Origin of the sequence: Brevibacillus fluminis, from assembly GCF_052072235.1 — a bacterium.
In the GTDB taxonomy this organism is placed as follows: Bacteria; Bacillota; Bacilli; order Brevibacillales; family Brevibacillaceae; genus Brevibacillus_D; species Brevibacillus_D fluminis_A.
Genome location: NZ_CM125436.1, coordinates 5,315,249 through 5,341,993, shown reverse-complemented (window position 1 = coordinate 5,341,993; position 26,745 = coordinate 5,315,249). Strand labels below are relative to the sequence as shown.

At 54.3% G+C, this 26,745-nt stretch carries 26 protein-coding genes and 1 pseudogene; 20 read left to right on the top strand and 7 right to left on the bottom strand.

The window, feature by feature from the left end:
- Nucleotides 1-255: 255 nt before the first annotated feature.
- Entirely contained in the window at nt 256-1,527 is a 1,272-nt protein-coding gene (locus ACTID9_RS26145; protein WP_441068183.1) for an MDR family MFS transporter, read from the top strand.
- Nucleotides 1,528-1,626: 99 nt separating this feature from the next.
- Here ACTID9_RS26145 and ACTID9_RS26140 read toward each other — a convergent pair.
- A pseudogene (locus ACTID9_RS26140) lies at nt 1,627-1,779 on the bottom strand (GNAT family N-acetyltransferase); the annotation flags it as partial.
- A gap of 230 nt (nt 1,780-2,009) precedes the next feature.
- On the opposite strand from ACTID9_RS26140, the gene ACTID9_RS26135 reads away from it, so the two are divergent.
- The gene (locus ACTID9_RS26135; RefSeq protein ID WP_441068181.1) at nt 2,010-3,527 is read left to right on the top strand and encodes a YcdB/YcdC domain-containing protein; all 1,518 of its coding nucleotides are present in this window, start codon (nt 2,010-2,012) and stop codon (nt 3,525-3,527) included.
- An 80-nt stretch (nt 3,528-3,607) separates the two neighbouring features.
- Here the strand turns inward: ACTID9_RS26135 and ACTID9_RS26130 are convergent, their stop codons facing one another.
- Entirely contained in the window at nt 3,608-4,513 is a 906-nt protein-coding gene (locus tag ACTID9_RS26130) for an ArsR/SmtB family transcription factor (protein ID WP_441068179.1), read from the bottom strand.
- Nucleotides 4,514-4,750: 237 nt separating this feature from the next.
- Between ACTID9_RS26130 and ACTID9_RS26125 the strand changes: the two genes are divergently transcribed.
- Together ACTID9_RS26125 and ACTID9_RS26120 are read left to right on the top strand one after the other, a co-directional pair.
- Entirely contained in the window at nt 4,751-5,773 is a 1,023-nt protein-coding gene (locus ACTID9_RS26125) for an alcohol dehydrogenase catalytic domain-containing protein (protein ID WP_441068177.1), read from the top strand.
- Nucleotides 5,774-5,850: 77 nt separating this feature from the next.
- Nucleotides 5,851-6,093: an oligopeptide/dipeptide ABC transporter ATP-binding protein gene (locus tag ACTID9_RS26120; protein WP_441068175.1), complete on the top strand. Its 243-nt coding sequence runs from the start codon at nt 5,851-5,853 to the stop codon at nt 6,091-6,093.
- A 57-nt stretch (nt 6,094-6,150) separates the two neighbouring features.
- Here the strand turns inward: ACTID9_RS26120 and ACTID9_RS26115 are convergent, their stop codons facing one another.
- A complete protein-coding gene (locus ACTID9_RS26115) occupies nt 6,151-6,507 on the bottom strand; it encodes a winged helix-turn-helix transcriptional regulator (RefSeq protein ID WP_441068173.1) in 357 nt (118 codons plus the stop codon).
- Nucleotides 6,508-6,519: 12 nt separating this feature from the next.
- On the opposite strand from ACTID9_RS26115, the gene ACTID9_RS26110 reads away from it, so the two are divergent.
- Nucleotides 6,520-6,702: a hypothetical protein gene (locus ACTID9_RS26110; RefSeq protein WP_441068171.1), complete on the top strand. Its 183-nt coding sequence runs from the start codon at nt 6,520-6,522 to the stop codon at nt 6,700-6,702.
- Nucleotides 6,703-6,770: 68 nt separating this feature from the next.
- On the opposite strand, the gene ACTID9_RS26105 is transcribed toward ACTID9_RS26110, so the two are convergent.
- Both ACTID9_RS26105 and ACTID9_RS26100 read right to left on the bottom strand, forming a co-directional pair.
- A complete protein-coding gene (locus tag ACTID9_RS26105; RefSeq protein ID WP_441068169.1) occupies nt 6,771-7,583 on the bottom strand; it encodes a fumarylacetoacetate hydrolase family protein in 813 nt (270 codons plus the stop codon).
- A gap of 23 nt (nt 7,584-7,606) precedes the next feature.
- Entirely contained in the window at nt 7,607-8,401 is a 795-nt protein-coding gene (locus ACTID9_RS26100) for an acetoacetate decarboxylase family protein (RefSeq protein WP_441068167.1), read from the bottom strand.
- Nucleotides 8,402-8,585: 184 nt separating this feature from the next.
- Between ACTID9_RS26100 and ACTID9_RS26095 the strand changes: the two genes are divergently transcribed.
- The gene (locus tag ACTID9_RS26095) at nt 8,586-9,677 is read left to right on the top strand and encodes an MFS transporter (RefSeq protein ID WP_441068165.1); all 1,092 of its coding nucleotides are present in this window, start codon (nt 8,586-8,588) and stop codon (nt 9,675-9,677) included.
- A gap of 44 nt (nt 9,678-9,721) precedes the next feature.
- Here ACTID9_RS26095 and ACTID9_RS26090 read toward each other — a convergent pair whose 3' ends face one another.
- Entirely contained in the window at nt 9,722-11,173 is a 1,452-nt protein-coding gene (locus ACTID9_RS26090; RefSeq protein WP_441068163.1) for an IS1182 family transposase, read from the bottom strand.
- A gap of 611 nt (nt 11,174-11,784) precedes the next feature.
- On the opposite strand from ACTID9_RS26090, the gene ACTID9_RS26085 reads away from it, so the two are divergent.
- From ACTID9_RS26085 to solA, 14 genes are all read left to right on the top strand, one after another.
- Complete coding sequence (locus ACTID9_RS26085; protein WP_441068162.1) at nt 11,785-12,285, top strand: MarR family transcriptional regulator; 501 nt, start codon at nt 11,785-11,787, stop codon at nt 12,283-12,285.
- 302 nt (nt 12,286-12,587) lie between these two features.
- Nucleotides 12,588-14,063: a 4-hydroxyphenylacetate 3-hydroxylase family protein gene (locus ACTID9_RS26080; RefSeq protein ID WP_441068160.1), complete on the top strand. Its 1,476-nt coding sequence runs from the start codon at nt 12,588-12,590 to the stop codon at nt 14,061-14,063.
- Nucleotides 14,064-15,533 (top strand): aldehyde dehydrogenase, encoded by a 1,470-nt coding sequence (locus ACTID9_RS26075; protein ID WP_441068158.1) that lies wholly within the window; start codon nt 14,064-14,066, stop codon nt 15,531-15,533.
- A 35-nt stretch (nt 15,534-15,568) separates the two neighbouring features.
- Complete coding sequence (locus tag ACTID9_RS26070; RefSeq protein WP_441068156.1) at nt 15,569-16,447, top strand: hypothetical protein; 879 nt, start codon at nt 15,569-15,571, stop codon at nt 16,445-16,447.
- A gap of 61 nt (nt 16,448-16,508) precedes the next feature.
- Nucleotides 16,509-17,870 carry a glutamine synthetase family protein gene (locus ACTID9_RS26065; RefSeq protein WP_441068154.1) on the top strand — a complete coding sequence of 454 codons (1,362 nt, stop codon included), beginning with the start codon at nt 16,509-16,511 and terminating at the stop codon, nt 17,868-17,870.
- Nucleotides 17,854-18,612: a gamma-glutamyl-gamma-aminobutyrate hydrolase family protein gene (locus ACTID9_RS26060; RefSeq protein WP_441068152.1), complete on the top strand. Its 759-nt coding sequence runs from the start codon at nt 17,854-17,856 to the stop codon at nt 18,610-18,612. Before ACTID9_RS26065 ends, ACTID9_RS26060 begins: the two co-directional genes overlap by 17 nt.
- Nucleotides 18,572-18,877 (top strand): aldehyde dehydrogenase family protein, encoded by a 306-nt coding sequence (locus ACTID9_RS26055; RefSeq protein ID WP_441068150.1) that lies wholly within the window; start codon nt 18,572-18,574, stop codon nt 18,875-18,877. The genes ACTID9_RS26060 and ACTID9_RS26055 overlap by 41 nt, the downstream gene beginning before the upstream one ends.
- A gap of 275 nt (nt 18,878-19,152) precedes the next feature.
- Nucleotides 19,153-20,259 carry an amidohydrolase family protein gene (locus ACTID9_RS26050; protein ID WP_441068148.1) on the top strand — a complete coding sequence of 369 codons (1,107 nt, stop codon included), beginning with the start codon at nt 19,153-19,155 and terminating at the stop codon, nt 20,257-20,259.
- 18 nt (nt 20,260-20,277) lie between these two features.
- Nucleotides 20,278-20,691: a Rieske (2Fe-2S) protein gene (locus tag ACTID9_RS26045; protein ID WP_441068146.1), complete on the top strand. Its 414-nt coding sequence runs from the start codon at nt 20,278-20,280 to the stop codon at nt 20,689-20,691.
- Nucleotides 20,692-20,833: 142 nt separating this feature from the next.
- The gene (locus ACTID9_RS26040; protein WP_441068144.1) at nt 20,834-21,490 is read left to right on the top strand and encodes a TetR family transcriptional regulator; all 657 of its coding nucleotides are present in this window, start codon (nt 20,834-20,836) and stop codon (nt 21,488-21,490) included.
- 273 nt (nt 21,491-21,763) lie between these two features.
- Complete coding sequence (locus tag ACTID9_RS26035; protein ID WP_441068142.1) at nt 21,764-22,609, top strand: MetQ/NlpA family ABC transporter substrate-binding protein; 846 nt, start codon at nt 21,764-21,766, stop codon at nt 22,607-22,609.
- Between the two features lie 117 nt (nt 22,610-22,726).
- Entirely contained in the window at nt 22,727-23,755 is a 1,029-nt protein-coding gene (locus tag ACTID9_RS26030; protein WP_441068139.1) for a methionine ABC transporter ATP-binding protein, read from the top strand.
- Nucleotides 23,745-24,419 carry a methionine ABC transporter permease gene (locus ACTID9_RS26025; protein ID WP_441068137.1) on the top strand — a complete coding sequence of 225 codons (675 nt, stop codon included), beginning with the start codon at nt 23,745-23,747 and terminating at the stop codon, nt 24,417-24,419. Before ACTID9_RS26030 ends, ACTID9_RS26025 begins: the two co-directional genes overlap by 11 nt.
- Before the next feature lie 49 nt (nt 24,420-24,468).
- A complete protein-coding gene (solA, locus tag ACTID9_RS26020; RefSeq protein WP_441068135.1) occupies nt 24,469-25,608 on the top strand; it encodes an N-methyl-L-tryptophan oxidase in 1,140 nt (379 codons plus the stop codon).
- A gap of 57 nt (nt 25,609-25,665) precedes the next feature.
- Here solA and ACTID9_RS26015 read toward each other — a convergent pair whose 3' ends face one another.
- Complete coding sequence (locus tag ACTID9_RS26015) at nt 25,666-26,550, bottom strand: hypothetical protein (protein WP_441068133.1); 885 nt, start codon at nt 26,548-26,550, stop codon at nt 25,666-25,668.
- Nucleotides 26,551-26,745: the final 195 nt, after the last annotated feature.

The window sequence follows — 26,745 nt, the reverse complement described above, 5'->3', positions numbered from 1 at the left end:
CCTTCGCTGCCTTTGCTTCATCTCCTTGCAGAGTCCGGCAGATGGTAATGGGTGGGCTGAATGGGTCCATACGATTCTATGTTAGTGAGGGAAGAAAGCGCTGTCAACAAGCGAACATTCTTCCAGGGGCAAACGAATGATTCTATGAAAGGGACTAGCAGCACATTCCAACTTTTTAAAATTTTATTTATTGATTGAATTCATTTTACTTTTGTCATATATTGGTTCTTATCACCACTGAGAAGGAGCAGATATATGCGCTTCAGGGATTTGCATCCGAATATAAAAATCCGGTTTGTGGAGATGTTTGTCGCCAACATTCTCGGGAATATGATTTATCCGTTCATGACGATTTATTTTGCCCAACGGATGGGGGCTGCGCTTACCGGAATCCTTTTGATGGTGAATGTGCTTGTCGGGGTCGTCGCTGAATTTTATGGAGGGACGCTGGCTGACAAGGTTGGGCGGCGGAAGGTGATTTTGTTCTCGGAGTTTTTGCGGTTTGCCGCGTTCGGTATTACCGCCCTTGCCAATTCGCCGTGGTTTGATTCCACGTGGGTCACGTTTGCGATGGCGATGCTGCTCAGCATCTTCTGGGGGCTGTCGTCTCCGGCGCAAGAGGCGATGCTGATCGACTGTTCCACGGAAGCGAACCGTCCGTTGATTTACGGGTTTGGCTACTGGGCATGGAACGTTTCTGTGCTGGTCGGCAGCTTGGTTGGCGGGTTCTTTTTCCAGACGCATCGGTTCGAAATCTTTTTGGGCGCTACCTGTGCTTCCTTGCTTTCGCTTGCTCTCATCTACTTTTTTATCCAGGAGACGTATGTTCCCGAAAAGCGGGAGCAGTCTGAAAAAAATCCGCTATTATCTATCATTTCCGCTTACAAATCGGTGGTTACCGACAAGCTGTTCATGCTGTTTTTGCTGGCAGGTCTCTTAAACGGAGCGATTGAGAACATGGCCGGGCAGTATACGAGCGTGCGGCTGATTCAGGAGTTTCACCCGCAGCAGTTGTTTTCATTCGCTGGCTTCAGCCTGCAGGCGGACGGGGTGAGAATGTACGGGCTGCTCACGGCTACCAATACGTTCATCGTCGTTTTGCTGGGGCTGGTTGCCGTCCATGTGATCAAGATGCTTTCGCAGCGATTCGCGCTGGTGGCCGGAATTTTGCTCTATGCCGCCGGGTATTCGATCGTTTCGTTCACGAACCAGCCGTGGCTGCTGATTCTGTTCACCGCAGTAGCGACAATCGGCGAGCTGATTTGGGTGCCGGTGATGCAGAGCACGACGCCGAAGCTGATACCGGATGATAAGCGCAGCACGTACATGGCGGTTCTCGGCACATCGTTCAAGCTGAAGATGATCATGGCATCCCTATCCGTCACACTCGGTTCCTTTGTGTCCTCCTATGTGATGAGCGGTCTGTTTTTCCTGTCCGGGGTCATCGCGATCGTGCTGTTTTCCGGATTGTTCACCAAGCTGGAGAAAAAAGAGCAGGAACAGGTAAGCGGCGGAATCGCGATGTAGCCAGAGGTTTGCCAAAAATCTTGAAATCCCCCGGGCTGATCTGACTCTCTCTTTTGCAAGAAGAGGGGGGCGGGTCGAGTGAGGGGGATTTTATTCTCGCTAGAACAGTTTTGCCATATGGTATTCATCGATAAATTGCCCGTCCACCAATAGTGAATGGCGCTTGGTTCCCTCGATTGCGAATCCCGCTTTTTTGTACAGCGTACTTCCCGCCTCATTATGCGTCATGACAGTCAATTCGAGCCGGTGTATGCCGGTGACCGCTACATCGCCAACAAGGGAGGAACCTCCTTTTTTCCAACTTTCCGGCACAGCGGTGTCATGAAAGTCGGTTTGGTGGATCAAATGAGAGGAAGCCAGCGACTTTTATATGTACACATTCATGAAAAAAGGCAAGCCGACGATCAGAGCCTCTGTAAACAGCACAGGCTTTTTCGATCGCGTTTCGGTTGTGCCGGAAAGCGGGATGTGCGTGCACATCTGTGGCGCAAGAAGTGCAGTTCACGCCAGAATTGGCGCAAAAAATCCGCGATCGGGCTGGTAAAGGAAGAAGGGGCGGCTACCGGAAGCTGTGCGCGGCAGCGACGGCGGTCGCTTGTCTGGCGACTGCGCTTGCGGTTTGGAATCCCGATCCATCCAAGCTCCAGAATCAAGTCAAGCAATCGGCGGCTGCGCTATCGGACCAAAAGAGCAAGGCGATCATGCAAACAGCTTTGCAGCCGCTACAAAAGGCGATTCCCGAGCTTAGCGGCTACAAGCTGGAGATGACGGGAAGCACGGCTGGGATGATTACGTCATTTTTGCGGGAAAAAGATGGTGTGTACGCGAACATTGCCGTCAACAAGCAGACGGGTCAACTTGAGGTGTTCAAGTGGTCGACGGGAGATGGAGCGCAGAAGCAGCCGCCCGCACACGTGGCGAAGGAGAAGGCGGAGCAGTTCCTGCAGGCGATGCTCGGCGAAAGAAGCGCACAGTACAAGCAGGTGGCCGCAGGGGAGATCGCCCGGCCGCGCAGCGGTTACCTCGATTTGGATGTGCCGGCGATCGCAGTCATGTACAAACAGATGAAAAATGGGGAGGCCGTACCTTTTTCCGATGTGGTGATTTGGGTCGATGGCGCCGGCAAAGTCGTTTCGTACGGCAAAGTGAATGCAGCCGAGCAAGCGACTTTTACCAGGCTGAAAGAGGCGCTGCCCGAATTGAATCCAGATGCCGTGCTATCCAACAAGGGGTTTCATTCGTCAGGCTATTCGTTCCTCCTGACGAATGCAGACAAGGAAGGGAATCAGGCACTGATCAGCATGACGGGGCAAGGCGATGCAGTGACCGATTACGCGGTGGAGAGCGCAGGCGGCCGGGAGGAACCTGTCGCATGGGCGCCAAAAACGGCAGCCGTCGAGAAAGCAGACCAATTCCTGCAAAGCATGCTCGGCAAAGAGCGGAACCAGTATCGGGAAACTGGGAATGCCGCTATTCCCACCTACATGCGCTATTACAACGACATCCCCGTGCTGGAAGATAATCTGTATGTGGCTGTAGATCGAAGCGGGCGCATTCGTCAGTACAGCCGCAGCGACGTTGCACATGATCCCGCTTTGCTGCCGGACCCGTCCAGCGCGGTTTCCAGACAGAGCGCGGAAGGCGTATTGGCGAAAAACATGAAGCTGCGCTACATCGAGCAAGCGGTCATCAAGCGCTATCCGCAGGCAGGCGGGAAGCCGGAAGTACGGCCGATGCTTGACTACACGCCCACAGTTGCTCACTTGCAAATAGGGGTTAGCCGTTCCCTCTATTGGTACATCGATGCCGTAACCGGCAAAATTCACTATGGCACCGGCAACAACGGAATGGATTACGACCGCCGAGGCACGCATGAGCCGATCACGCTCAATGCTGGCAAAGCCAATCAGCCGGTCATGGTCAAAACGAAAGAAGAGGCGGCAAGTTTGCTGGCTAATACCGTTACATCAACATCGATGCAATTACGGGAAAAGCTGTGATCCATTGAGTAGAAGCAAAAAGCAAGGCGGATTGTGGGATGGAGCCACGAGCTGCCTTGCTTTTTTTTGCTGGAGGCTTATTACAGGCCGAGAAACTGCTCCACTTGCCCGCTCAGCATGCGAAAGGCGTGCGGCCGCAAGCTGTAGAAGGCCGCAGTCTCCCCGACCGTATGGTTCATTACAAGCCCGGCGGAACGAAGCGTGGTGACGTGGTCATGCACGGTGCTTTTCGCCAAACCGGTATAGGCGGTGATCTCATTCAACGTTCGCGGCTGCTCTTTCAAATAGCGCATGATCTTCATTCTGCTTCGGTCGGCGATGCAGCGAGTGAAGCGCGCGATCTGCATGGGCGGTTCGTCCTCGGCGAGCGGAAGGGCATCGACGGCGTACATGCAGATTGTGCTTGCGCCGAAGTGATGGATGAGATTGAACGGGCTATAGTGATGCTGAGGGATCAGGAACAGTTGCTGCAGTCCTTCCTTTGGCTCGAAGCGACATCCGTTGGTCACCTCGCCGCTGAACGCGACAGCATCATCATAGCGAATCTTTGCCCATTTTTGCTGGTTGTTCTGGAGGTTTTCCATGATCCGCGGGTCGAGATGGCGGAAATAGCATTCATCCCATTGGGCGAGCAATTCGAGCATCTGCTCCCGGATCAGGTGTAAATTGACGGAAAACGTGCTGACATACGGGACAAGCCGCTCATACATCTCACCGACGGACAAATCCGCAAACCAGTCGAGAAAGTCAGCAGTCGTCTGCTTGTGTGGAGACTGGAGGATCAGGATGGAAAGCGGATGCCAAAAGGTATGCAGAGCGACCTGCTCCAGCCGGGCGGCAAAATCCACAGGGAGCTGCGCTTTCGTCACTGTTACCCACTCCGTTCCAAGGTCCAGCCGCTTTTGGATTTTTTTGCATAAAAAAGCGTACAAGCTGATGAACAGCTCGTTTGCGGGCGCAAATCCTATCTCAACAGAATATGCCATTCTATTCGCTCCCTACCGAATGAAATTGTTTTTTAATTATAAAGCAGTGGGGCACAAAATTGTACCTGGTTGGTTGAGGGAGAGCGTGCGGGCAAAGAGAATGGCGAAAAAGAAACTGCAAAAATATGGATGACAAACTCTTTTTGTTCGGTTATGATTTGAATTATTAAAACGTTCGGTGTGTACCGAATGATAACAGAGTTTGTTTTTAACCGTATGACAATGGGAGATGATCGCATGAAAGCAGTGGCATTCGATGTGAACCAGGTAGCGCCAGCCCTTTTCCATGAGTGGGAAAAACCGCAGCCGGACGCAGGGGAAGTATTGATTCGTCTTCATGCTGCCGCGCTCAATCACCGGGACATCAATATCACCAATCCGAAGAACAAGGTTTCCTTCGTTTATGGATCGGACGGGGCCGGCGTGGTGGAGAAAATAGGAGAAGGCGTGACCGGATGGAGCCCAGGGGATGAGGTGATTCTCAACGCGATGGTTGCATGTCTAACGTGCCCTGCTTGTTTGGCGGGGGAGCATTCGCTTTGTGAGAACGAGAGTCTTTTGGGCGGACGGATCTGGGGCGGCACGTTTGCGGAATACATCAAAGTTCCGGCGCGCAATGTGGTACCCAAGCCGGATCATCTCACCATGACCCAAGCTGCGGCACTGCCGATGGCATTTGGCACAGCGTGGCGTGCCCTCATCACGCAGGCGCGCTTGACGCCAGGCGATACCGTGCTCATCCAGGGGATTGGCGGGGGCGTTGCGCTGGCTTGCTTGCAAATTGCCGTGGGCATGGGAGCGAGGGTCATCGTTACGTCAGGCTCGGCGGACAAATTGCAAAAAGCCATCAACATGGGGGCGTATGCGGGGATTCATTATAAAGAAGAGGATGTTGCTGCCCGCACCAAGGAGCTTACGGGCGGCAAAGGCGCGGACGTGATTGTGGCGAGCACTGGCGACGTATTGTCCAACAGCATCCAAGCAGCTGCGAAAAAAGGCAGAATCGTGCAATTCTCCTATATCGGCAAACCGGTGGAGTCCTTTGATGTGGACCAGCTTATGTTCAGGCAGCTCGCGCTGATCGGATCGGCGATGCATACGCATGGTGAGTTTGAGGCGGTGCTGCGTTTCGTGCATGAGAAAAAGATCGTGCCGATCGTGTCGGAAATCCGCCCGCTGGAGGAGTTTGCGGATGCGTTCGCGAGCATGAGGCAGGCCTCGCAATTCGGCAAGATCGTGTTGACCATGCCGCAAACGTGATCCGCGACCGACAGGAGTAGGTCTGCCCGAGGCGAATACCATACACCGCAAGACGATTCGGATGACGGGTGACCGGGATGAACGATGCCGTTCACCCCGATCACCAGCAGGCATCGCAACCAGCCGTGCCGCTGCCCAATCCGCTGCAAAAACGGGAGCGGATCATGCTGCGGGGGGAGATCCTTTCGCCGATGAACCCGCCATCCGGGTGTATTTTTCATACGAGATGCCCGTTTGTAATGGACCGCTGCAAGCGCGAGGCCCCCGTGAAGCAGGAGGCCGCGCCGCAGCATTTCGTGTCTTGCCACTTGTATTCGTAATGACAAAAACACCCGGGTGCGGGTGTTTTTTTTTAGGCTGCATGTGAGGGAAGCGTGTCACGAAGGGGTAGTACCCGCTTGCGCTTGGGCATCTTCCTGAAGCTGCCGCAAATGCGCACGACCCCATTCGCTCATAAGCTGCAGAATCGGGGTAAGGCTGGAGCCGTACGAGGTCAAGCTGTATTCGACCGTGACGATTTTTCCGCTCTGTTCGGTTCGCTTGATCAGACCGTCGGCTTCCAGCTCGCGAAGCGCTTGTGCCAGCATCTTGCCGGTGATCTCGGGGATCAGCCGTTTGAGTTCGCCATAACGGTATGGCTTGTGGCCGAGATGCCACATGAGGCGGGATTTCCACTTTCCCCCCATCGCGTCGACGGTGACCTCGACAGGGCAATAGTATTTCTTTTTTTGCATGCGGCTCCAACCATGCAGCTTGTGGCCAGCTACGGGCACTATTGGGGCTACGCGTGCGCGTTTTTGCTTGCCGCTGTCCTGATCGCAGCTTCTCTGGCTTTTTTTTACCGGACAGCCGAAAAGCGACCGGGCGCGCGCAGCGATGAACTTCGCGGGAGTGTGCAGGAGAACCGCGCGGGGCGGAATTCAGCCTGAAGATGCCTGCCAAAACAGCCAAAAGGTCTGCCAAGTGCAATCGACTGGCAGACCTTTTGGCTGTTTGGTTACTCGATTTCAAAAGCGGTGTTGCGGGCGTTGTCCGAATCCTCGGGCTGGGCACCGAAATCGGCGAAATCAACCTCGCTTTCGACGATGGTCGTCGTCAGGCGGGGATAGCCTTCGATTTCGACCTCGACGACATCGCCGGGCTGGACCGGACGGGAATTGGCTGGCGTGCCGGTCAGAATGATATCGCCGGGTTCCAGCGTGATCAGGCGGGATAGGTCGGCGACGATATAGTCGAACGGAAATTTCAGCGTGCGGGTATGGTCTTCCTGGACGACTTTGCCGTTCACATAGGTGCGCAGCACGAGGGTGTGCGGGTCCACCTGATGGGCGGGAATCAGCGCAGGGCCGATCGGGCAAAAGCCATCCTGCCCTTTGACACGCAGCATGGAGCCGGCATCGGATGTGCGGAAATCGTGCAGGCCGTAGTCGATGACCGGGCTGTAGCCGGCGATATAGTCCCAGGCTGCTTCGCGCGAAACGTTTTTGGCTTTTTTGCCGATCACCAGCGCGATTTCACCTTCATAGTTCAAATATTGCGTATTTCGCGGCCGTGCGACCTGGGCCCGGTGGCCGGCGAGTGAAGAAGGCGGTTTCATGAAATAAGACGGCCAACGCGGGTCTTTGATGCCGAACGCTTCGATCCGGCTGGGAAAATTCAGGTGCATCGCGATGATTTTGGTCGGTTCTGCCGGAGCCAGGAACTGCGCATCGGCAGCGTTGATGATTTCACCATTATCCAAAATGAGCTGTTCGCCATCGAGGTAGCCTTTGACGATCTGCTCCCCGCGTTGTACACGGACGAGTAGCATGACGATTCCTCCCTTACTGTGCGTTATCGTTTGTGCTGTTCGACGACCTCGCCGCCGATCATGGTATAGCCGAAGGAATGATAGTAGCCGCCGAGCATCTCGATCGGCTCCAGCGCTTTCAATTCTTCAAAAGGCGAATCGAAAACGTTGATGCTCGCTGTTCCCTCCCAAATCGGGCTACATTCCTTGTCCACACCTTTGACGGTGACCATTTCGTAGAGCGCAGGCTCCAGGCTGTCCCAGCGCGGGAAATGGCGGCTGTTGTATTGCGGCGGATTGTTGACCTGCGGGCCTTTTTCGGCGAGCCCGATCAGCTGTACCTGTGCTTCAATCAGCCTTCTGCCGCCGACCGAGAGCGTAGCGCCCAGCTTTCCGCCCGGTGCGATGCGGGGGCCGGCTTTCCCGACGGTCACGGGCCGTGTCATCCAGACATCGCCGTGCTTTTTGGGGAATCCTTGCACCCAGCCGCGCAGCATGGCAAAGTCTTTGTCCACCCAAATGTAGACGCAGCGGCAGATCGGCTGGCCTTTATACTTGGCACCGACATAGACCATCGCTTCCTTGTACTGGGCATGATACGGGTCCAGCCATTCCTCGCCTTCATCGGTGCAAGACTGCCAATCGGCGAAAATTACGGAGACGGCACCGGGATCGTCGGCAGGCTCCAGCTCATCCGGCAAAAGGGCGATGACAGCATCCGGGTTGGCCCGGTATTCCACCAACAGCATGTCTCCGGAATAGTGCCAGGGAGGGGCAGGCAGCAAATTGGCTTTTCCTTCAGGAGAAAGGGGGAGCGAAAATCCGCGAAGCTTTGACATAGACGGTCAATCCTTTCCTATGAGAATGGAAACAAATGAGGTGGGGTGCGAAACACAAGCAGATCATATCATATCTAACGTTTAGTATCAAATAATTTATTTAATTTCGATAATTTTGATTCCAGTCATCCCATGCCAATGATGGGAGCCAATTCATGTGCAGTTTCATCGGAATTGAATCGGTGTGCCTGAAAAGGGTGGAAAAATTGGATGTCCAGGGGAGCGTCTCGACCGGACCGCACTGTCATATTTCGTCCCGATCATGGTTCATGAATTGGATCTGAACAACAGCCAAATCGGCCAGATCAACATGTGGCAAACGATCGGCTACGCTATTTCCGGCCCATTGATCGCATTCCGATCGGATCGGACGGGGAAGCGGAAAACGTATTTGATCGTCGCGGTTTTGGCGACGTCAGTCTTCGCGGCACTGTCGGCCGCCGCTCATTCGTACTCGGCGCTTCTTTTTCTGCGCACATTGGTGGGCGCGAGCGAGGGGCCGATCCTCCCGCTCGCGATGGCGATGGTGGCCGCCGTGTCCAGTCCGGGGCGGTTTGGGCGGAATGCGGGTATCGTAAACAGCGGCGTAGCGGTTATTGCAGGGTCGGTCGGACCTGTGCTGGTCACGCAGCTGGCCTCGATGATCAATTGGCGGATCGCATTTCTTTTGGTAAGCGTGCCAAGCTTTCTGCTGGCACTGGCGTTCGCTCCACTGTATTTGACGACGGTGGGCAAACTTTCCGTGGAAAAAATGGGGTTCGTCATGTCGACATTGGGGCTCATCACGATCATGTGGGCCGTCGTTGTTCCGCTGCTCTCCGACTATTTCGGGCGCAAACCGGCACTCATCGGCTTTTCCTTGCTGGGCGTTGCCGGACCGCTCGCACTGTACCTGGCTCCCGAATGGTTCGGCACGCTCGTCATCATTTCGCTGATCGGCGGCATCATCGGTGCCATCGCTCCGCTGTTCATGAACATCATCCCGGTCGAAACCGTCCCGGCCCACCTGTCCGCGACCGCCAGCGCGATCATCATCGGCGTCGGCGAGATCGTCGGCTCATTCGTGCTCGGCATCGGAGGATCGTTAGCCGACTCCTACGGCCTGCCGATCGTCATGCTGCTGGCCGCCATCGCGCCTTTATTGCTTGCGCTTTTATCCATGGCGTTGAAGGAAACCAGGCCACGCAAATCGGAGGCCACTGAAAAACTTACGCTTTTTCGAAGTACGAAAAAGCGATTGAACAAAAAAGACGACTATCCCCCATTTATTGGATGAATAGTCGTCTTTTCATTTGTTTCATCTTGTTTTAGCCTCGTAATTTACTCTGTCAGCTTCAATATTCGCTTCAGATTAACGGCGAATATCGCCATAGCACCTTGCATTTGCATCCCTAACAGACCCGAGGACGACGCTACGTCGTACCCGTGTCGGTGTTTTAGTTCACTGTTCTTTGCTTCAATTTTGTAACGTTCTTTCGCCTTGGCTTTAAAGTACTCGCTTTCCTGAAATGCTGCTTGTTCTGAGTGCTCGTCCGACTTCATTGTTACAGCGTACGTCTTGCTGGCTCCACCGTTGTAACACCCTTCCTTAAAGGGGCAACTCTTGCACTTTTCTACATCAAAGTAGTATATTGTCCTTTGGTTTTTCCCGCCTTCTTTCCTCCTAGCTTGCTTTGCTTTCCGAATCGCCATATGGCCGGCCTTACATACGTACATTCCTGCATCTTTGTTAAACTCGAATTCATCTTCTTTCTTACGTCCGCCTTGGGTGATCTGCGGATTCAACTTCGCAATCAATTCAATATCATTGTTTTTGCTATACGCGATGTTGTCTTTTTCTGAATATGCCGTATCGCCAATCACCGTCTTCACGTCCATGCCCGCCGCTTTGCTTTTCTCTACGAGCGTCTGTAGCTGCTTGCCGTCGTTCTTCTCTCCAGTCGTGACAATGGTAGCTGTAACGATTCGTTCTTCGGTCATTGCGAGGTGCGTTTTGTAGCCAAAGAACGACGAGTCCGCGCTCTTGTGACCGACACGCGCATCCCGATCTTGCGAGATGCGCAGTTGCTCCACGTCATCTTCAACGGTCTCTTTGAGCAGATTCAGCGGTTCTGTGATTTTTGGCAATAGGGCGAGTCCAAGTTGCTTCTCGACAGCTTGTACAAGTTTCTCACAATATTCGATCTCCGCTTCAAGCGTATCTACTACGTTCTTGGCGGGAAGTTTCTCTTTCAGAGATTCATCTACAGAATAAATCGCTTTTCGTAACTTACGGGAACGATCTTGCAAGATCTCTCTCGGAGATTTCTGATTGTAACGGGCCTTCGTATGCGTCGCGTCCACAATAATAGCCGTGCTCTTTAGGATGCCCTGGTCAATGGCTAGTTCGACAGTCTTGCCAATCAGCAAATCCAGTAAGTTCAGGTCTTTAAGTCGTAGCTTGCGGAACTTGGTGAGCGAACTCGGATCAATGACAGACTCTTCCGGTGCCATTTGAAGAAAGAATTTGAACGACATGTCGTATCGGGAACGCTCGACCACATCCACATCCGATAGCTCGAAAATGGCTTTAAGGAGCAAATATTTAAACATCCGCAAGGGGTCGATAGCGTTGCGGCCGTTGTCCAGACAATAGTTTGCTTTCAATTCGCCGTAGACGAAAGAGAAGTCCACCAGCTCGTTAATCTGGCGCAGCATGTTATCCTTTGGCACAATAAGGTCGTATAGTGCCGTATAAGGGCTGAACGCAAATGAGATTTGGGGCTGGAACAATGGGCTTCACGCCTTTCGCTATAATACATTAATTATACAGCAAAGAAGGTACTGCTCCCTCAATGTATTTGAGGAAAGGTACCTTCTTTGCTTAAAGGACTTTTTCAGTGGCCTCCGCAAATCGCAGGCGGGGCTTGCTGGCACGTCGAAATTCGTGCAGTGAAGAGAGAAACGCTTAACTGCGAATGCTAGTTTGCTATGACATCCAAAATAATAAGAATGCGTTCTAGCCATAAAGAGGGGTTCTGCAACGATGTAGGACCTCCTTTTATTATTTTTTCTCCTCAGCAGCAAAGGGATTTTCGGAAAAAAGTGGAGCGACGCCTTTACGATGCCCACCAGGCGGAGCGAATCAAAGGGAAACGCTTTGCGCCACATCTACGTCCCTGAGATACTTCCGCCGCGCAGCGTGTGGCTTTGGGGCGCAGTTTCCCTTTGATTCGCGGAGCCGTTCTCCCCGACCCGCAGCAGGCATCGTAAGAGCGACGCGTAACTTTTTTCCGAAAATCCCCGTGCTTCCACCACAGCCCAACTTAATGCTATAATCATAATATATCTAACGGTACTCAATATTTCGGCAAATCAAGCGAGCAGTGCTTTAGGAGGAAATCATGCCCCCGATTGACGAGGAATTATTGCCTGATGAATTGGATGTTTTGAATCGCCTGACCGACTACAAAATCGACTATAGCGCCATGAAAGTGTGCACGCACCTGTATTGGGCGACGCAGCGCATGCGCAACAAAATGGAGCAAAAAGTGCTGTCCGAGTACAATCTGTCCTGGACCGCTTTTTCCATCCTGTACGACCTGTGGATCTGGGAATCGATGGAGACGCGGAAGCTGGCCGTCTCGGAAGGCGTGACGGTTGCGACGATCAGCAGCATCGCCAATACGCTTGAGCGCAAAGAGCTGTGCAGGCGGGAAGTCGATCCGAATGACCGCCGGCTGGTCCGCTTGCGGATTACGGAAAAGGGAAGGCAGATCATCGAAGAGCTGTACCCCAAGTTTAACCAAGGCGAATCCCAGGTCGTCAAAGGATTGAGTATGGAGGAGCAAAAAGCAGTCACCAAAATGCTGCGCAAAATGATCGAGAATATCGATGAGATTTAATCTGCGCCTGGCCGAAAAGCCGCGTCCCGAAAAGAGGGGCGCGGCTTTTTGCGTGCGTAAAAAACGCGAGCCACGGTGTACCTGCTATTTTTTGAATTGTTAGCTATTTAATGACTTGACAAAACAATGGGAGCCTTCTATTCTTATGCTATCGAACGTTAAATATCTAACGATAATCAATGTTGTAAAATTTCTTAATTTTCAAGTTAGTGAAAATGGATTGCGTGACCGTCCGTCAGCTTGGCAGCAAACGCTGATTTGGCGGAATTGGAAGCGCACTCAACATTTCGAGGAGGAGTAGTATGGCAGCCAGAACAGGGAAGCAATTTCTTCAGGACTTGCGCGATGGGCGAGAGATTTGGTTGAACGGCGAACGGATCGAGGATGTCACGACACATCCCAAATTCAAGGGTGGTGCCGAGTCGATGGCGAGGTTGCTCGATCTGCAGCATGAGCACCCGGACATCATGCTCTATGACTCGCCGGATACAGGCGAAAAGGTTGGCATCACCCACATGATTCCCCGCAGCAAGGACGACATCAAGCGCATCCGCAAAGCGATGAAGCTGTGGGCGGAAGCTTCCGTCGGCTTGATGGGCAGAAGCCCGGATTACATGAATGTGACGTTTGCCTGCTTTGCCGGACACGCGGATGTGTGGGCGCGGCGCGGCAACGAAAGAGGCGCGCAAAACATGATCAAGTACCAGAAGCATGTGCGCGAAAACGATCTGATCATGACCCATTCCATCATCAATCCCCAGGTAGACCGCTCCGTCGCGGAAGCGGAGCAAGGAGGAGGCGAGGTGTCGCTGCACAAGGTGGGGGAAACCGACGACGCAATCATCGTCCGCGGCGCCCGCATGTTGGCGACGTTGGCCCCTTATGCGGATGAGCTGGCTGTTTATCCCGGCAGCGATATTCGCCTGCAGGACAAAAAATACGCCATCTGCTTCTCCATCCCGATGAATACGCCGGGACTCAAGTTCATCTGCCGCGATTCGTTCAGCAAAGACCGCAGCGCCTTCGATTACCCGCTTTCCTCGCGTTTTGATGAAATGGATGCGGTCGTCATTTTTGACGATGTGCATGTGCCGAAGGACCGGGTGTTCATGGACGGCGATACGATCGGCTATTCGGAAGTGATCGGGGCCGGGTACTGGCGGAATTACATCATCTATCAAGCGATGACGCGCGCGCTGACCAAGCTGGAGTTCGCGTTCGGCCTGGGCCACAAGATCGCGGATATGACCGGCGTGAACGCATTCGATCATGTGCAAGAAAAGCTCGGCGAAATCTGGAACATGATGGAGATGACCCGCTCGGGTGTGGTGGCTGCCGAGGAAGGCGCGTTCGAGGTGGAAGGAAAAGGCGTCTGGGCGCCTGACGATCGGCCGATGCTTGCGCTGCGAGGGCTGATGCCAAAATGGATTCCACGTGCGACCGAGCTTCTGAAGCTGATCGGCGGCGGCGGCTTCATGCTCACGCCGAGTATGGCTGACATCGAGGGGCCGCTTGCCGACGACATCAAGAAGTATTACCAGGCGAGAAATGCCGACGCCGAAAACCGCATTCGCCTGTTCCGTCTCGGCTGGGATTTCGTCGGATCGGAGCTGGCGGGCCGCTGCGATCTGTACGAGCGCTTCTACTTGAGCGATGCGTTCCGCATGACGGCATTGAACTACAAGCTCGCGGACAAAACGCAGCCGGAGCGATTGGTGAACCAGCTGCTGGCCGATCCGGTGCAAAACGGCCAAGACGCGAAAATAGGGGTGAACTAAATGCTGACACAAAGCAAACGAATCAATATCGCGGGTGTGGAAGTTTCGCCTGACCACTATATCGGCGGAAAGCGTGTAAGCTCGGCATCCACGTTTCAGGTGATCAGTCCGATCGATGAATCCGTCATGGGCGAGGTGGCGGCGGGGGGCCAGGCGGAAATCGATCTGGCCGTTCAGGCTGCAAAAGAAGCGTTTCCGGCATGGGCTGCACTCGGCCCAAGCGGACGTGCTCCTTATTTGAAAAAGCTGGCCGATGTGATCGAGGCGCATCTCGAAGAGCTGGCCATCGTGGAAACGACGAACAACGGCTCACTGCTGGAAGCGAGCCGGCTGCGCGTCATGAAACGCGGCGCGATGAACATTCGTTTTTTCGCGGAATGGGCGGAAACGCTGAAAGGCGAGTCATGGGAAGCGAACGGTGTGCAGTACAGCGTCCATTACGATCCATCGGGCGTCTCGGGCTTGATTACGCCGTGGAATGCCCCGTTCATGCTGTCGACGTGGAAGGTCGGACCTGCTCTGGCCGCAGGGAATACGGTGGTGATCAAACCGCCGGAATGGGCGCCGTTCACATGCTCCCTGCTCGCTGATTTCGCCGAGGAGGCCGGGCTGCCTGCAGGTGTTCTCAATGTTGTGCAAGGGATCGGGGAAGACGCGGGAGCAGCGCTGACGGCACATCCGGACGTTACCCGGATTTCGTTCACCGGCTCGGAGGAAACCGGCAAAATCATCGGGAAGGCAGCTGCCGATCGCATCGTACCGGTCAGCCTTGAGCTGGGCGGCAAGTCCCCGCTTATCGTGTTCGCCGACTGCGATTTCGCTGCTGCGCTGCGCACAGCGCTCGGTCAATATGACAACGCAGGGCAAGTCTGCCTCGCCGGCACGCGCATTTTGGTGGAAGAATCGATCGCGAAAGACTTTATTGAAGGCATGAAAACCGGTGCCAAGGAGCTGGTGCTGGGCGATCCGCGCAAGCCGGAAACGCATGTCGGGCCGCTGATTACCCGCGAGCATTTGGAACGGGTGCAGGGGTTTGTTGAGCGGGCGCGTGCAGCCGGAGCGGAAGTCGCTTACGGCGGCGGGGTTTCCTCTGCGCTTGGCGGCTTGTACTTTGAGCCGACACTGTTTATCAATGTGCCGGAAGATGCGGAAATTTTGCAGCGGGAAGTGTTCGGTCCGGTCCTGACGCTGCAGACGTTCAAGACCGAAGAGGAAGCCATTGCGCTTGCCAATCACACGGATTATGGCTTGGCAGCCACCATTTTCACCGGAGACGAGGAGCGGGCGAACCGGGTCGGGGCTGCGGTGACAGCTGGTACGGTCTGGGTCAACACATTTTTTGCACGCGATTTGTCGGCACCGTTTGGCGGGGCGAAAAACTCCGGAATCGGGCGCGAAGGCGGCAACTGGAGCTTTGAATTTTTCTGCGATGTCAAAACGCTGGCGAAGCGGAGCGGTTCGTTTCAATAAAGCTCGACCAAACAAGTGACAGGGAGGCAACTATCATGGGGGAAATTATCGGGGCAGGCATCATCTCGCACGTACCGACGATCATGCTGCCGGAAGAGATTCGGCTGGAACTCAATGAAGGCAAAGATTTCACAGTGGTCACCGGGCTTCGCCGCCTGCGTTCAGAGGTGCTGGAAAAGCTGAAGCCGGACACGATCGTGATTTTTGATACCCATTGGCATACGACGTTTGAGACGGTCGTGGACGGGCGCCATCATTACAAAGGGCTGCATACATCGGACGAATTGCCGCGCAGCCTGTGCGACATTCCGTATGACTACGCGGGTGACCCCGAGCTGGCCGATCTGATCGAGGAAGCGGCGAAGGGAAAACCGGACACATGGGTGCATGTGAGCCGCAATGCCAACCTGCCGATCCACTACGGCACGGTCAACCTCGTTCATTATTTGCATCAAGGCGAGAAAGTGCTGTCGGTCAGCTGCGCGCAAACAGGAGAGCCGGATGATTTCCTGAAGTTCGGCAAAGTGCTGCGCGAGGCGATCGACAAGAGCGGAAAACGCGTGGTGCTGCTGGGATCAGGCGGTCTTTCCCACCGCTTCTGGCCGCTTTCCGTCATCCGCCAGCACGAGTCGGCTGACTTGTCCCACGTCTTCACGCAAGAAGCGCGTGCGATGGATGAACATGTCATCCGCTTGCTGACCGAAGGCAAGCATAGCGAGGTCATCAGCCTTATGCCCGAGTACCGCAAGCATGCGCCGGAAGGACGGTTCGGCCACTATCTCATGATGGTCAGCGCGCTGGGGGGAAGCGGCTGCACGGCCCCAGGTGTGCAGTTCTCCGACTATGAAGCGTCGGTCGGCACCGGGCAAGTGCATATATGGTTCGATCGGCCGGATAAAGGCTGGACCACGTAACGGCTGCGAACACGCTATCAAACGGGCAACTTTTGATGACGCGACGATGGAGGATTGGAACATGCAACCAAACAAAATGGCCACATATACGGACACAAGGCCGGATGCAGTCAAGGAAATCATCACGCGCCTGGAGCGGCAAGGGGTCAAATACGTCCGCGTCACTTATAGCGATATGCATGGATACCCGCGCGGGAAAGACATTCCCCTCGAGTATTTCGCCAATGTCATAGAAGATGGGCAGACGTTTTGCGTAGCCAATCTGGTCGATGGCCTGGACGGCATTCCACTGAATGCACCCGGAATGGCCCCGGACCGCGGATTTCCCGATATGCGGGCCGTTCCCGATTTATCTACGCTGGCGACCATTCCGTGGGAGCCGCATACCGTGCAATGCCTGGCCGATCTTTACGATCACAACGGCAAGGAAATCGACATTTCGCCCAGGCAGTTTTTGAAGCGGGCGGTGACGCTTTTTGAAGAAACGCTGAACCTGACCCCGGTGTTCGCGCATGAGCTGGAGTTTTATCTGCTCCAGCACACAGAGGCAGGCTGGAAAAAATACAGCGATCGTCCTTCCATGGTGTACACGGTCGGACGGCGATCGGATGAGCGGGGCATGCTGCATCAATTTTTGGACGCGGGAAAAACGCTGGGCTTGCAGCTGACCGCAGCGAACCATGAGATCGGCGGCGGGCAATTCGAGGTCAACATGCTCCATGGCACAGCCACCGAGTCGGCCGACCGCGCGTTCCGCTTCAAAAACATGGTGAAAGAGATCGCGGCCTGCAACGGGCTCCACGCCACATTCATGGGGAAACCGTTTACGCACGAGCCAGGTTCGGGCTTTCATATTCATGTCAGCTTGCTGAACGGGCAGGACGCGAATGTGTTCCATGACCCGCAGGCGGCAGACGGCTTGAGCCAAATCTGCAAGCATTTCATGGCAGGCGTGCTTCGCCATGCGCCGGCTACGATGAGTTTCCTCGCGCCTACCGTCAATGCCTACAAGCGGCTCGTACCCGACAGCATGGCGCCGCTCGCGGCAGATTGGGGCTACGATGTGCGCACGGCATTTGTCCGCATCCCGGCAGAGCGAGGGCGGGGAAGCCGTCTGGAGCTGCGCGCAGGCGATGCATCGGCGAACCCGTATCTGATCGCAGCCGCATGCCTGCTTGCCGGCTACGACGGCATCGTCAACGAACTGGAGCCGCCCGGCCCGGCGGGAGAAGGCGGCCAAGGCATCTCGCTGCCGCGCAATTTGCATGAAAGCATCGAGGTGCTGCTCCGTGACCAGCGGCTTTGCGAGCTGATCGGCGCACCGATGGTCAAAGCTTTCACCGCGATGAAAAAGGTGGAGGCGGACCGCTTTCAAAAGCACGTCACAGATTGGGAGTTTAACGAATATGTCTACCATATTTGATGGACGAAAACCGATCATCGGCATTACGCCTTGGCGCAGGGATTTGCCTACTTTTCTGGGGGAAAAGACGGATTTGTATACGCTGGATCCAGAATATTCGAACTGCATTGAGCTGGCGGGCGGCGTGCCGGTCATCCTGACGCAAAATCTGGCCAATATTGCGTCCTACATGGAGCTGCTCGACGGGCTGGTCGTGTCGGGCGGCGGCGATGTGGACCCGCGCAGCTATGGCGAAGAAAATAGCGGCCAATCGTATGACGTCAACGAAAAGGCGGACGAGTTCGAGATCGCCTTATTGCGGGAAGCGGCAGCACGGAGGTTACCGGTCTTGGGGATCTGCCGGGGCTTTCAGATGATGCAGGTCGCGTTCGGCGGGGCGATGCACCAGGATTTGCACAGCGTGTACCCCGCTCATCCCAAAAACCAGGGGGATGCCGAGACGATTTTGGCACAGCGCCATCCGGTCAAGCTGGCGGAAGGCTCCTGGCTTGCCCGGGCATACGGGACGACGGAGCGCATCGTCAATACGATCCACCACCAATGCGTGCGTGTGCTCGGGGACGGATTCAAGCCGGTCGGCTGGAGCGAGGACGGGATTGTCGAAGCGGTGGAGGCCCAGACACAGTGGCAGGCCATCGGTGTCCAATGGCACCCGGAAAAGCTGAAAAATGAAGCGGAGCTTGGGCTGTTTCGCGCATTTATTGAAGGCATCGAAGAAAACAAGCGGAAGGAGCGGTCTTGATACCGTCGAGGAGGTTATTCAGCAAGCGAACGACTCGATCTATGGGCTGGGAGCAGGCATTTGGACGCGGGACATCGGGCTTGCCCACGGGGTAGCCAAGGCGCTCAAGTCAGGGATGATCTGGATCAATGCTTATGGCGCGGTCGATCCGGCAGCCCCGTTCGGCGGCTACAAAATGAGCGGATACGGGCGAAAGATGGGCGAATACGCGATGGAGCTTTACACCGAGGTCAAGTCGGTTTGGGTCAAGCTGAATCGGATGTAGGGAAGAAGCTGTTCCGATGTCGCATAGGGATGACGCGGGAAGCAGCGGGTAACAGCCACCTGAATCGGGTGGCTTTTTTGTACGAGGAAGAAAAAAGAGAGGCCACCCGGATGATCCACGCCTGCCCGACATACAGGCGGAGCAACGTCAACAAGCCCGATCTTTCGCTTGACCGTACGATTTGACCGCGCGATAATAGGCTAAAGTCATTTTATGAACGCGTTCATATTTTGAATACGATTCTATCAACGTATGTGTAACGGGGTGAATCTAGCATGGCAGCTACATTTGAGCACAATGGATTGATTGACTGTGACGTGCATCCGGTTTTGAGCGATTTCAATGAATTGATTCCGTATCTGGATGAATCGATCCAGCAGTATATGAATATCGGCAAATTCGCCAAAGGGGCGCTCTCCAAGCAAAACAGCGGGTCGTTTAAGTTTCCCGCGTCGGCCTACGCCAATCCGCTGCCTGTCCCGCTGCGTGCCGATGCGTTTCCGCCGTCGGGGGATATTCCGGGGAGCGATCCCGCTTTTTTGGCCAAAGACTTGTTTGACCGCTGCCGGACGACAACCGGCATCCTGAATATCGGGCACGGGACGATGGCCGCTTTCCACAACGTGGAGGTTGCTGCCAAGTACACGTCAGCCGCCAACGACTGGCTGTACCACAGATGGGTGAAAAGCGACCCGCGTTACAAGATGACGATGGAGATCACGCCGCTCGATCCTGCGCTGGCCGTCAAAGAGATCGAGCGCATCGGCAAACGCCCGGAAATCGTCGGCATCAACATGCACTGTGTCAACATCCCGCTCGGCAAGCGGCATTACTGGCCGATCTATGAAATCGCGGAAGCGTACAACCTGCCGATCGTGCTGCACCCTGACACCGAGGGGACGGGCGAGTATGCGGCCAGCTTCGGGGTGGGGCCAGCGTCCACGTATATGGAATGGCATACATCCCTCGGCTTGATCGGCCAGCGGAACGTGATCAGCCTGGTATGCGAAGGCGTATTCGAGCGATTCCCGAACTTGATGGTGAATTTCATCGAATACGGATTCTCCTGGATCGCACCGACCATGTGGCGGATGGATAAAAACTGGAAGGCTCTCCGCCATGAGGTGCCATGGGTCAAAATGTTGCCGAGCGAATACATCCGCCGCAACATCCGCTTCGGCACGCAGCCGATCGAGGAGCCAGCCCGTCCGAAAGATTTGGTTGAGCTGATCCAAATGATCGATGCAGAGCACATGCTCCTGTTTTGCAGCGACTATCCGCATTGGGATGGCGATGAGGTGGAACGGGCATTCCTGCACTTCCCCAAAGAGCTGAAGCACAAAATCTTTTACCAAAATCCGCTGGATTCATTCAGGCTGTAAGCAGGGGGGGACATGGTCATGAGCAATAACGGCAAGCATCGCGTAGCAGTCTGTTCCTCTGCAGAACTGGCCGAGGGCCAGCGTCAGCTTTTTGACATCGACGGCGTCGAAATCGGCTTGATCCGCGTGGAAGGAAAGTGCCACGCCTTTCGCAACAGCTGTCCGCACCAAGGCGTGCCGATGATCTACGGTTCGGTTGTCGGGACGATGGTGCCTTCCCGGCCGCAAGAATACGTCTATGGACACCACAATGAAATCATCCGCTGTCCGCTGCACGGATGGGAGTTCAATCTGAAAACGGGAAAAGCGCTGTTTTCGCCCAGCGTCTCGCTGAAAATGTATCAGGCTGAGGAGGAAGCAGGCGAGATCGTCCTGTATATGGACCGGGAGCCAGTGCAGGTGAAGCGCAAGCAATTTTTCTGCGCGCTCTAGTCATTCCTGGGCACAACCTTCCCGCGCATCGCGGAGCTTCATGCCGGGGGGCGAGGGGAGGGTTTCAGGCGTGCAGGCCAAGTTGTGTATAATTAAGAAAGGCAACATGCCTGTAGCCAAGATCAGTAGGGGAATGAGTGGAATGATGAACAGAAAAGACATCAAAATAAAGCGCATGCTCCAATATTTTGTCGATGCCACCGTACAGATCATAAAAGAAGAAGGCATCGAAAATGTCAGCGCGCGCAAAATCGCGGACATCGCTGGCTATACGAGTTCGACGATCTACAACTATTTCGGCGAGCTGTCCCATCTGCTCTATTTCGCCTCCATGCGCTTTGTGAAAGATTACTTGCTGGAGCTGCCCTCCTATTTGGAACGGGGAAAAACCTACACGGAAAAATATTTGCTGAGCTGGGAATGCTTTTGCAAACATTCCTTTGCCAATCCGCAAATTTACCATGCGGTCTATATCGCCGATCTGGGAGAAAAACCGGAGGAAATGCTGGCCCGTTATTTTTCCATTTATTCCAGCGATTTAGTAGGGTTTTCCGACGAGATCCGTCCGCTGCTTTTTGAGTCTGACTTAACAACGAGGAGCAAGGCGCTGCTCGAGATGGCCAAGCGGGAGCGAGAGATTACCGACGAAGCGATCGAGGAAGTCAACGAAATGGCGGTGCTCATCTGGGAAGGAATGATGACGGCTCTCGTGAACAACCGGCGGAATACCGACCCGCAAGAAGCGGTAGAAAAAACGATGAACTATATTGCAAATATTGTGAAAATACTTGAAAGATAGAGGTTTGGGCAAAAAGATGGCACTTGTCTGCCATCCTATATTTTTCTCTTGATCATTGTGCCCAGTATAGAGATAATAGCAAGTGTCCTTTGATTTGGTAACGCGAAACCGCGGTGTTCTTTTGATTCTTTCCCCGGTTTTGGTGTGAATCGGCGAGCTGGAAGAAATCGTTCATTTTTTATATTTGTAAAAAACCTTGACGGATGGTTCGATAGCTAGTATATTCAATTCCATAGTAAACCAATCGGATATCCGGTTAATAGGAGGGCAATTATGAAGAAATCGTACTTATCCATTTTCCTGGCGATGGCTGTAGCTCTGGTAGTGACCGGTTGCGGAGCTGGCCAACAACCTGCTCCACAAGCTGGCGGCGATGCGAATGCCGCGAAACCTGCCGCTGAAGAAAAATTGAAACTGGGCGTTATGGCCGGTGCGGAAGAAGAGATCTGGAAAGTGGCGAAAGACGTCGCCAAGAAAGACGGCTTGGACCTCGAACTGGTAACGTTCAGCGATTACGTTCAACCGAACAAAGTTCTCGAAGACGGCCAACTGGATGCCAACGCGTTCCAACATCAGCCATACCTCGATGAATTCAACAAAACCAACGGTACGCATATCGTGAAGCTGGCAGACACCATCAACTATCCAATCGGTGTGTACTCGCAAAAAATCAAAAACTTGTCCGAGCTGAAAGACGGCGATGTGCTCGGTCTGCCAAACGATCCGACAAACGGCGGACGCGCGCTGGTTCTGTTCCAAAGCGCAGGTCTGATCAAATTGAAAGACGGCGTGACCACAACCGCAACGGTTAAAGATATTGTAGACAACCCTAAGCATCTGCAGTTCAAAGAGCTGGATGCGGCGTTCATTCCGAAAGCGCTGGGCGATTTGACAGCAGCGGTGATCAACACCAACTATGCGATTGAAAACGGTTTGTCCCCAAGCAAAGACGCGATTTACCGCGAGCCGAAAGATTCCCCATGGGTGAACATCATTGCGGTTCGTGAAGCAGACAAAGACAAACCGGTCTTCCAAAAGCTGGTGAAAGCATTCCAGTCTGAAGAAGTGAAAAAGTTTGTAACCGAGAAATACGGCGATTCCATGGTTCCTGCTTGGTAAACGATTCATTACTTTTGTACACAGGTCTCCTCGATACATGAGGGGACCTGTGGTTTGCTTTTTCCAGCACAGTTGCGGTAGCAGAACTATTTTTCATGATGGGGGTAGGTGGATACCTTGATAAAGCTAGAAGGAATCTCGAAGGTATTTTATCAAAACAAGCGGCAGATCACAGCGGTCAAAGAAGCGACGCTGCACATCGAGAAAGGCGAGATTTTCGGAATTATCGGCTTCAGCGGTGCGGGAAAAAGCACGCTGATTCGCTGCATCAATTTTTTGGAGAAGCCGACATCGGGCAAAGTGCTGATCGGCGGCGTCGATCTGGGCAGCTTGAATGAAGCGCAGCTTCGCGGTGTTCGCCGCAAAATCGGCATGATTTTTCAAAACTTCAATCTGTTATCCTCCGCTACCGTCTTTGAAAACGTAGCTGCGCCGCTTCGCCTGGTACATGCCCCGAAACAGGAGGTTGCGAAAAAGGTTCGCGAGCTGTTGGAACTGGTCGGCTTGAAAGAAAAAGAGACGATGTATCCGTCGCAATTGTCCGGCGGGCAAAAGCAGCGCGTCGCGATCGCGCGCGCATTGGCGAGCGATCCTGAAATTTTGCTGTGCGACGAGGCGACATCGGCACTCGACCCGCAGACGACAGAATCGATTCTCGACCTGCTGCTGGAAATCAACCGGAAGTACAACATCACCATCGCGCTGATCACCCATGAAATGCATGTGATCAAGAAAATTTGCGACCGTGTGGCAGTGATGGAGAACGGCGAGGTTGTCGAGCAGGGCAAAGTGCTGGATGTCTTCTCCAATCCGCAAAAGCCGATTACGAAAAACTTCATCAAGAGCATCTTTGACGTGAACCTGCCGCAGCATCTGGTCAACAAGATTCAGGAAGAGCAGGTGCCGGGGAAAATTTTGCGCATCTCGTTCATCGGAGACAATGCCGCAGAGCCGATTTTGGCTGATTTGGCCACCAAGTTTACGCTGCGGCCCAACATTTTGTACGGAAACATTACGCAAATCAAGGATACGACGTTTGGCTGCCTGATCATCCGCGTGACGGGTGAAGCCGAGGCGATTCAGGCGGGCATCGATTATTTGGCAGGGGAACGGCTGCAGATTGAGGTGATTGAACATGCTGACTAATTTTTTTCAAAGCTTTGTGGAAAACAGCGACCTGTACGCACAGTCGATTGAAGAAACGGCGATCATGGTCGGCTATGCATTGGTCATCTCCACGATCATCGGGCTGATCGTCGGCGTCGTGCTGGTTGTGACCCGCAAGAACCATATTTATGAAAACCAGGTTATCTTTCAGATTCTCAATGTGATCATCAACATCTTGCGGTCGCTGCCGTTCATCATTTTGATGGTGGCCATCATTCCGTTTACCAAGCTCGTCGTCGGAACGACGATCGGCGTGAAAGGTGCGATCGTGCCCTTGATTGTGTATACGGCGCCGTACATCGCGCGCTTGATGGAGTCGGCGCTGCTGGAAGTGGACAAAGGCGTCATTGAAGCGTTTCAGGCGATGGGAGCGACCCGTCAGCAGATTATTACGCGCGTCTTGCTGAAGGAAGCGAGACCGGGCCTTATCCTCAGCTTGACGATCGGGGCGATCGGCCTGATCGGGGCGACCGCGATGGCGGGTGTGGTTGGAGCGGGCGGTTTGGGTGACGTCGCAATCCGTTTCGGTTACCAGCGTTGGGACCCGGCTGTCATGCTGACGTGCGTCATTTTCCTGATCGTGATCGTGCAAGTGATCCAATCGCTGGGCGAGCTGATCGCCAAGCGACTGCGCAGACGCTAACGCTGTGCGATCGATCCAACCAAGCTGACAGAAATCAGGTGACAGACAGATGACAGGCACACATGAGGTAATCATATTGGGAGCAGGTTCGATGGGGATGGCGGCGGGCGCTTTTTTGGCCAGGCAGGGCGTCAAAGTGCTGCTGATCGACGCGTTCGATCCGCCCCATGCCAACGGTAGCCATCACGGAGATACCCGCATGATTCGCCATGCGTACGGGGAAGGCAGCAAATATGTTCCATTGGTGCTACGGGCACAGGAGCTGTGGGGCGAACTGGAGCGAGAAACGGGGAAGCGTCTGTTTGAAAAGACAGGCGTGCTGGGACTCGGCGCATCGGATTCGCAGTTTTTGGAGGAGGAGATCCGGAGCGCTCGTGAATTTTCCTTGCCGCTGGAGATTTTGCAGGCCGATGAGATGGTGAAAAGGTGGCCAGGCATCCGGGTGCCGGAATCGTTCATCGGGGCTTTCGAACCGGCTTCCGGCCTCTTGTACAGCGAGGAGTGCGTTCGAGCATACCGTGAACAGGCAGTAGCGCATGGCGCGAAACTGCTCATGAATACCCGGGCGCAGGCAATCGAGTACCATGCGGATGGCGTGACCGTGCGGACCGAGCGAGGCGATTACCATGCCGACAAGCTGATCGTGACGGCAGGTGCATGGACCGGATCGTTGCTCTCCGATTTGTCCATTCCATTGCAGCCGATCCGCAAGACCGTAGTCTGGTATGAAGCGGACGAATCGCTTTATGGCGCCGGCCGCTTTCCTTCTTATTTCATCGATTTGCCGGAGGAGCGTTTTTACGGCTTCCCGAGCATGCAAGGCGCAGGCTTGAAGATCGGCAGCCATGATGCCGGGACACCGGTTGATCCGGACCGTGTCAATCGGACGTTCGGCGCTTTGGACAGCGATGAAGGCAGTCTGGCGGCGGTGAGCCAGCGCTTTTTCCCTGGTGTGAAGGGCCAACTCAAAAATGGCCAGGTATGCATGATCACCTGGACACCTGACCATGATTTCATCATCGACCGCCACCCGCTGCACGAGCATGTGCTGATCATCTCCGCTTGCTCGGCGCACGGCTTCAAATTCGCCAGCGCGATCGGCGAAATGGCGATGCATCTGACGCTTGCAGGCAAAACGGATTTTGACATCGCGCCGTTTTCGCTCGGCCGGTTTTTGCCGAAAAAATAAACAGGTACGGAATAACAAACAGGCTCCTGCGTTGTGCAGAGGCCTGTTTTTCTTCGTTTATTCCTTCATCGTCTTCCAATATTCGTACGAATGAACCGCCATTCCGGCAAAGGAGGGGTGCTCCGACAGCAGGGGAGACAGCTTGGCCAGCTGTGCGTTCATGTACGTTTTTCCTTCTTCCGCAAAGCTGACGAAGTTCCCTTCGCCGCTCTTCTTCGCCTCCACCGCAATGAAGATGCGCTTGCCCAGCTCATCAGCGAAAGCCAGTTCTTGCGCCGAGAGCGCGGAAATGCTGTTCGATCCCACAGCCCGGTCGCGGTAGGCCATTACAGTCGCATGATCATGCTGCGCGATCAGCCATTTGCCAAACGATGCTGCGTCATCATTGGGCAGGGCGATGCTGTCCAGCCAAAACGGGATGTCGCAGCCGATTTCGAGCCCGGGTGTCTTGCGGGCTTTGGCTGCATATGCCTCGATGTTTCCCATCCATTGCCCGATGACGGCGGACTGCCTGGTTTTCCATTCGGGCAAAAGGTACGGCTCGATGTCGAGGTGGATGCCTGTGAAGCGTTCCTCTTTGCTCACGCCGGCATTGTAAGCGAGCACCCGGTCGACCCATGCCAGCAGGCTGGTGCGGTTTTGCTCCAGACCCCAGCTACGCTCTCCGCCCAAAGCGTGGACGGCGATTCCGGATGCTGTCGCTTTTTTGATGAAGGTCTGGTACTCGGCGGCTTTGCGCGCAGGCGAGAAGTTGAGGTAAAGCAGCGTGACGCCGTGTTCCTTGGCGAACGCCAGTATTTGCTCCGGCTCAGAGGAGATGAGCTGGGATTGCCACAGCCAGGTAGCTTTTGTCTCTGCCTTGGCGGCGGAGAAGCCGGTTACGACGATCAGTGCGGGAATAAGCAGAAATAGTCCGATAATCCGTGGTGCGTACTTCATCATGCGTTCCTCCAGAAGTCAGTCATGCTGAGGGGAAAGGAAAGGCTGCTTGCAAAGGGTGCCAAATTTTTCTTCTCTTTATTCGTATCGTCGTTTTCGGTGTATTGCATGAGTCACGATACGCTTTATTTTAATTTTCAGAATACTAATTGACAATCGTGCCCAGTAAATGGTATTTTTTGTAACAGGAAAACGTTT

What these genes read in the sequence shown, in the direction of transcription:
- ACTID9_RS26145 (WP_441068183.1), top strand. Translation starts at nt 256, where the DNA reads ATGCGCTTCAGGGATTTGCATCCGAATATAAAAATCCGGTTTGTGGAG.
- ACTID9_RS26130 (WP_441068179.1), bottom strand. Translation starts at nt 4,513, where the DNA reads ATGGCATATTCTGTTGAGATAGGATTTGCGCCCGCAAACGAGCTGTTC.
- ACTID9_RS26125 (WP_441068177.1), top strand. Translation starts at nt 4,751, where the DNA reads ATGAAAGCAGTGGCATTCGATGTGAACCAGGTAGCGCCAGCCCTTTTC.
- ACTID9_RS26120 (WP_441068175.1), top strand. Translation starts at nt 5,851, where the DNA reads ATGAACGATGCCGTTCACCCCGATCACCAGCAGGCATCGCAACCAGCC.
- ACTID9_RS26115 (WP_441068173.1), bottom strand. Translation starts at nt 6,507, where the DNA reads ATGCAAAAAAAGAAATACTATTGCCCTGTCGAGGTCACCGTCGACGCG.
- ACTID9_RS26110 (WP_441068171.1), top strand. Translation starts at nt 6,520, where the DNA reads ATGCAGCTTGTGGCCAGCTACGGGCACTATTGGGGCTACGCGTGCGCG.
- ACTID9_RS26105 (WP_441068169.1), bottom strand. Translation starts at nt 7,583, where the DNA reads ATGCTACTCGTCCGTGTACAACGCGGGGAGCAGATCGTCAAAGGCTAC.
- ACTID9_RS26100 (WP_441068167.1), bottom strand. Translation starts at nt 8,401, where the DNA reads ATGTCAAAGCTTCGCGGATTTTCGCTCCCCCTTTCTCCTGAAGGAAAA.
- ACTID9_RS26085 (WP_441068162.1), top strand. Translation starts at nt 11,785, where the DNA reads ATGCCCCCGATTGACGAGGAATTATTGCCTGATGAATTGGATGTTTTG.
- ACTID9_RS26080 (WP_441068160.1), top strand. Translation starts at nt 12,588, where the DNA reads ATGGCAGCCAGAACAGGGAAGCAATTTCTTCAGGACTTGCGCGATGGG.
- ACTID9_RS26075 (WP_441068158.1), top strand. Translation starts at nt 14,064, where the DNA reads ATGCTGACACAAAGCAAACGAATCAATATCGCGGGTGTGGAAGTTTCG.
- ACTID9_RS26070 (WP_441068156.1), top strand. Translation starts at nt 15,569, where the DNA reads ATGGGGGAAATTATCGGGGCAGGCATCATCTCGCACGTACCGACGATC.
- ACTID9_RS26065 (WP_441068154.1), top strand. Translation starts at nt 16,509, where the DNA reads ATGCAACCAAACAAAATGGCCACATATACGGACACAAGGCCGGATGCA.
- ACTID9_RS26060 (WP_441068152.1), top strand. Translation starts at nt 17,854, where the DNA reads ATGTCTACCATATTTGATGGACGAAAACCGATCATCGGCATTACGCCT.
- ACTID9_RS26050 (WP_441068148.1), top strand. Translation starts at nt 19,153, where the DNA reads ATGGCAGCTACATTTGAGCACAATGGATTGATTGACTGTGACGTGCAT.
- ACTID9_RS26045 (WP_441068146.1), top strand. Translation starts at nt 20,278, where the DNA reads ATGAGCAATAACGGCAAGCATCGCGTAGCAGTCTGTTCCTCTGCAGAA.
- ACTID9_RS26040 (WP_441068144.1), top strand. Translation starts at nt 20,834, where the DNA reads ATGATGAACAGAAAAGACATCAAAATAAAGCGCATGCTCCAATATTTT.
- ACTID9_RS26035 (WP_441068142.1), top strand. Translation starts at nt 21,764, where the DNA reads ATGAAGAAATCGTACTTATCCATTTTCCTGGCGATGGCTGTAGCTCTG.
- ACTID9_RS26025 (WP_441068137.1), top strand. Translation starts at nt 23,745, where the DNA reads ATGCTGACTAATTTTTTTCAAAGCTTTGTGGAAAACAGCGACCTGTAC.
- solA (WP_441068135.1), top strand. Translation starts at nt 24,469, where the DNA reads ATGACAGGCACACATGAGGTAATCATATTGGGAGCAGGTTCGATGGGG.
- ACTID9_RS26015 (WP_441068133.1), bottom strand. Translation starts at nt 26,550, where the DNA reads ATGATGAAGTACGCACCACGGATTATCGGACTATTTCTGCTTATTCCC.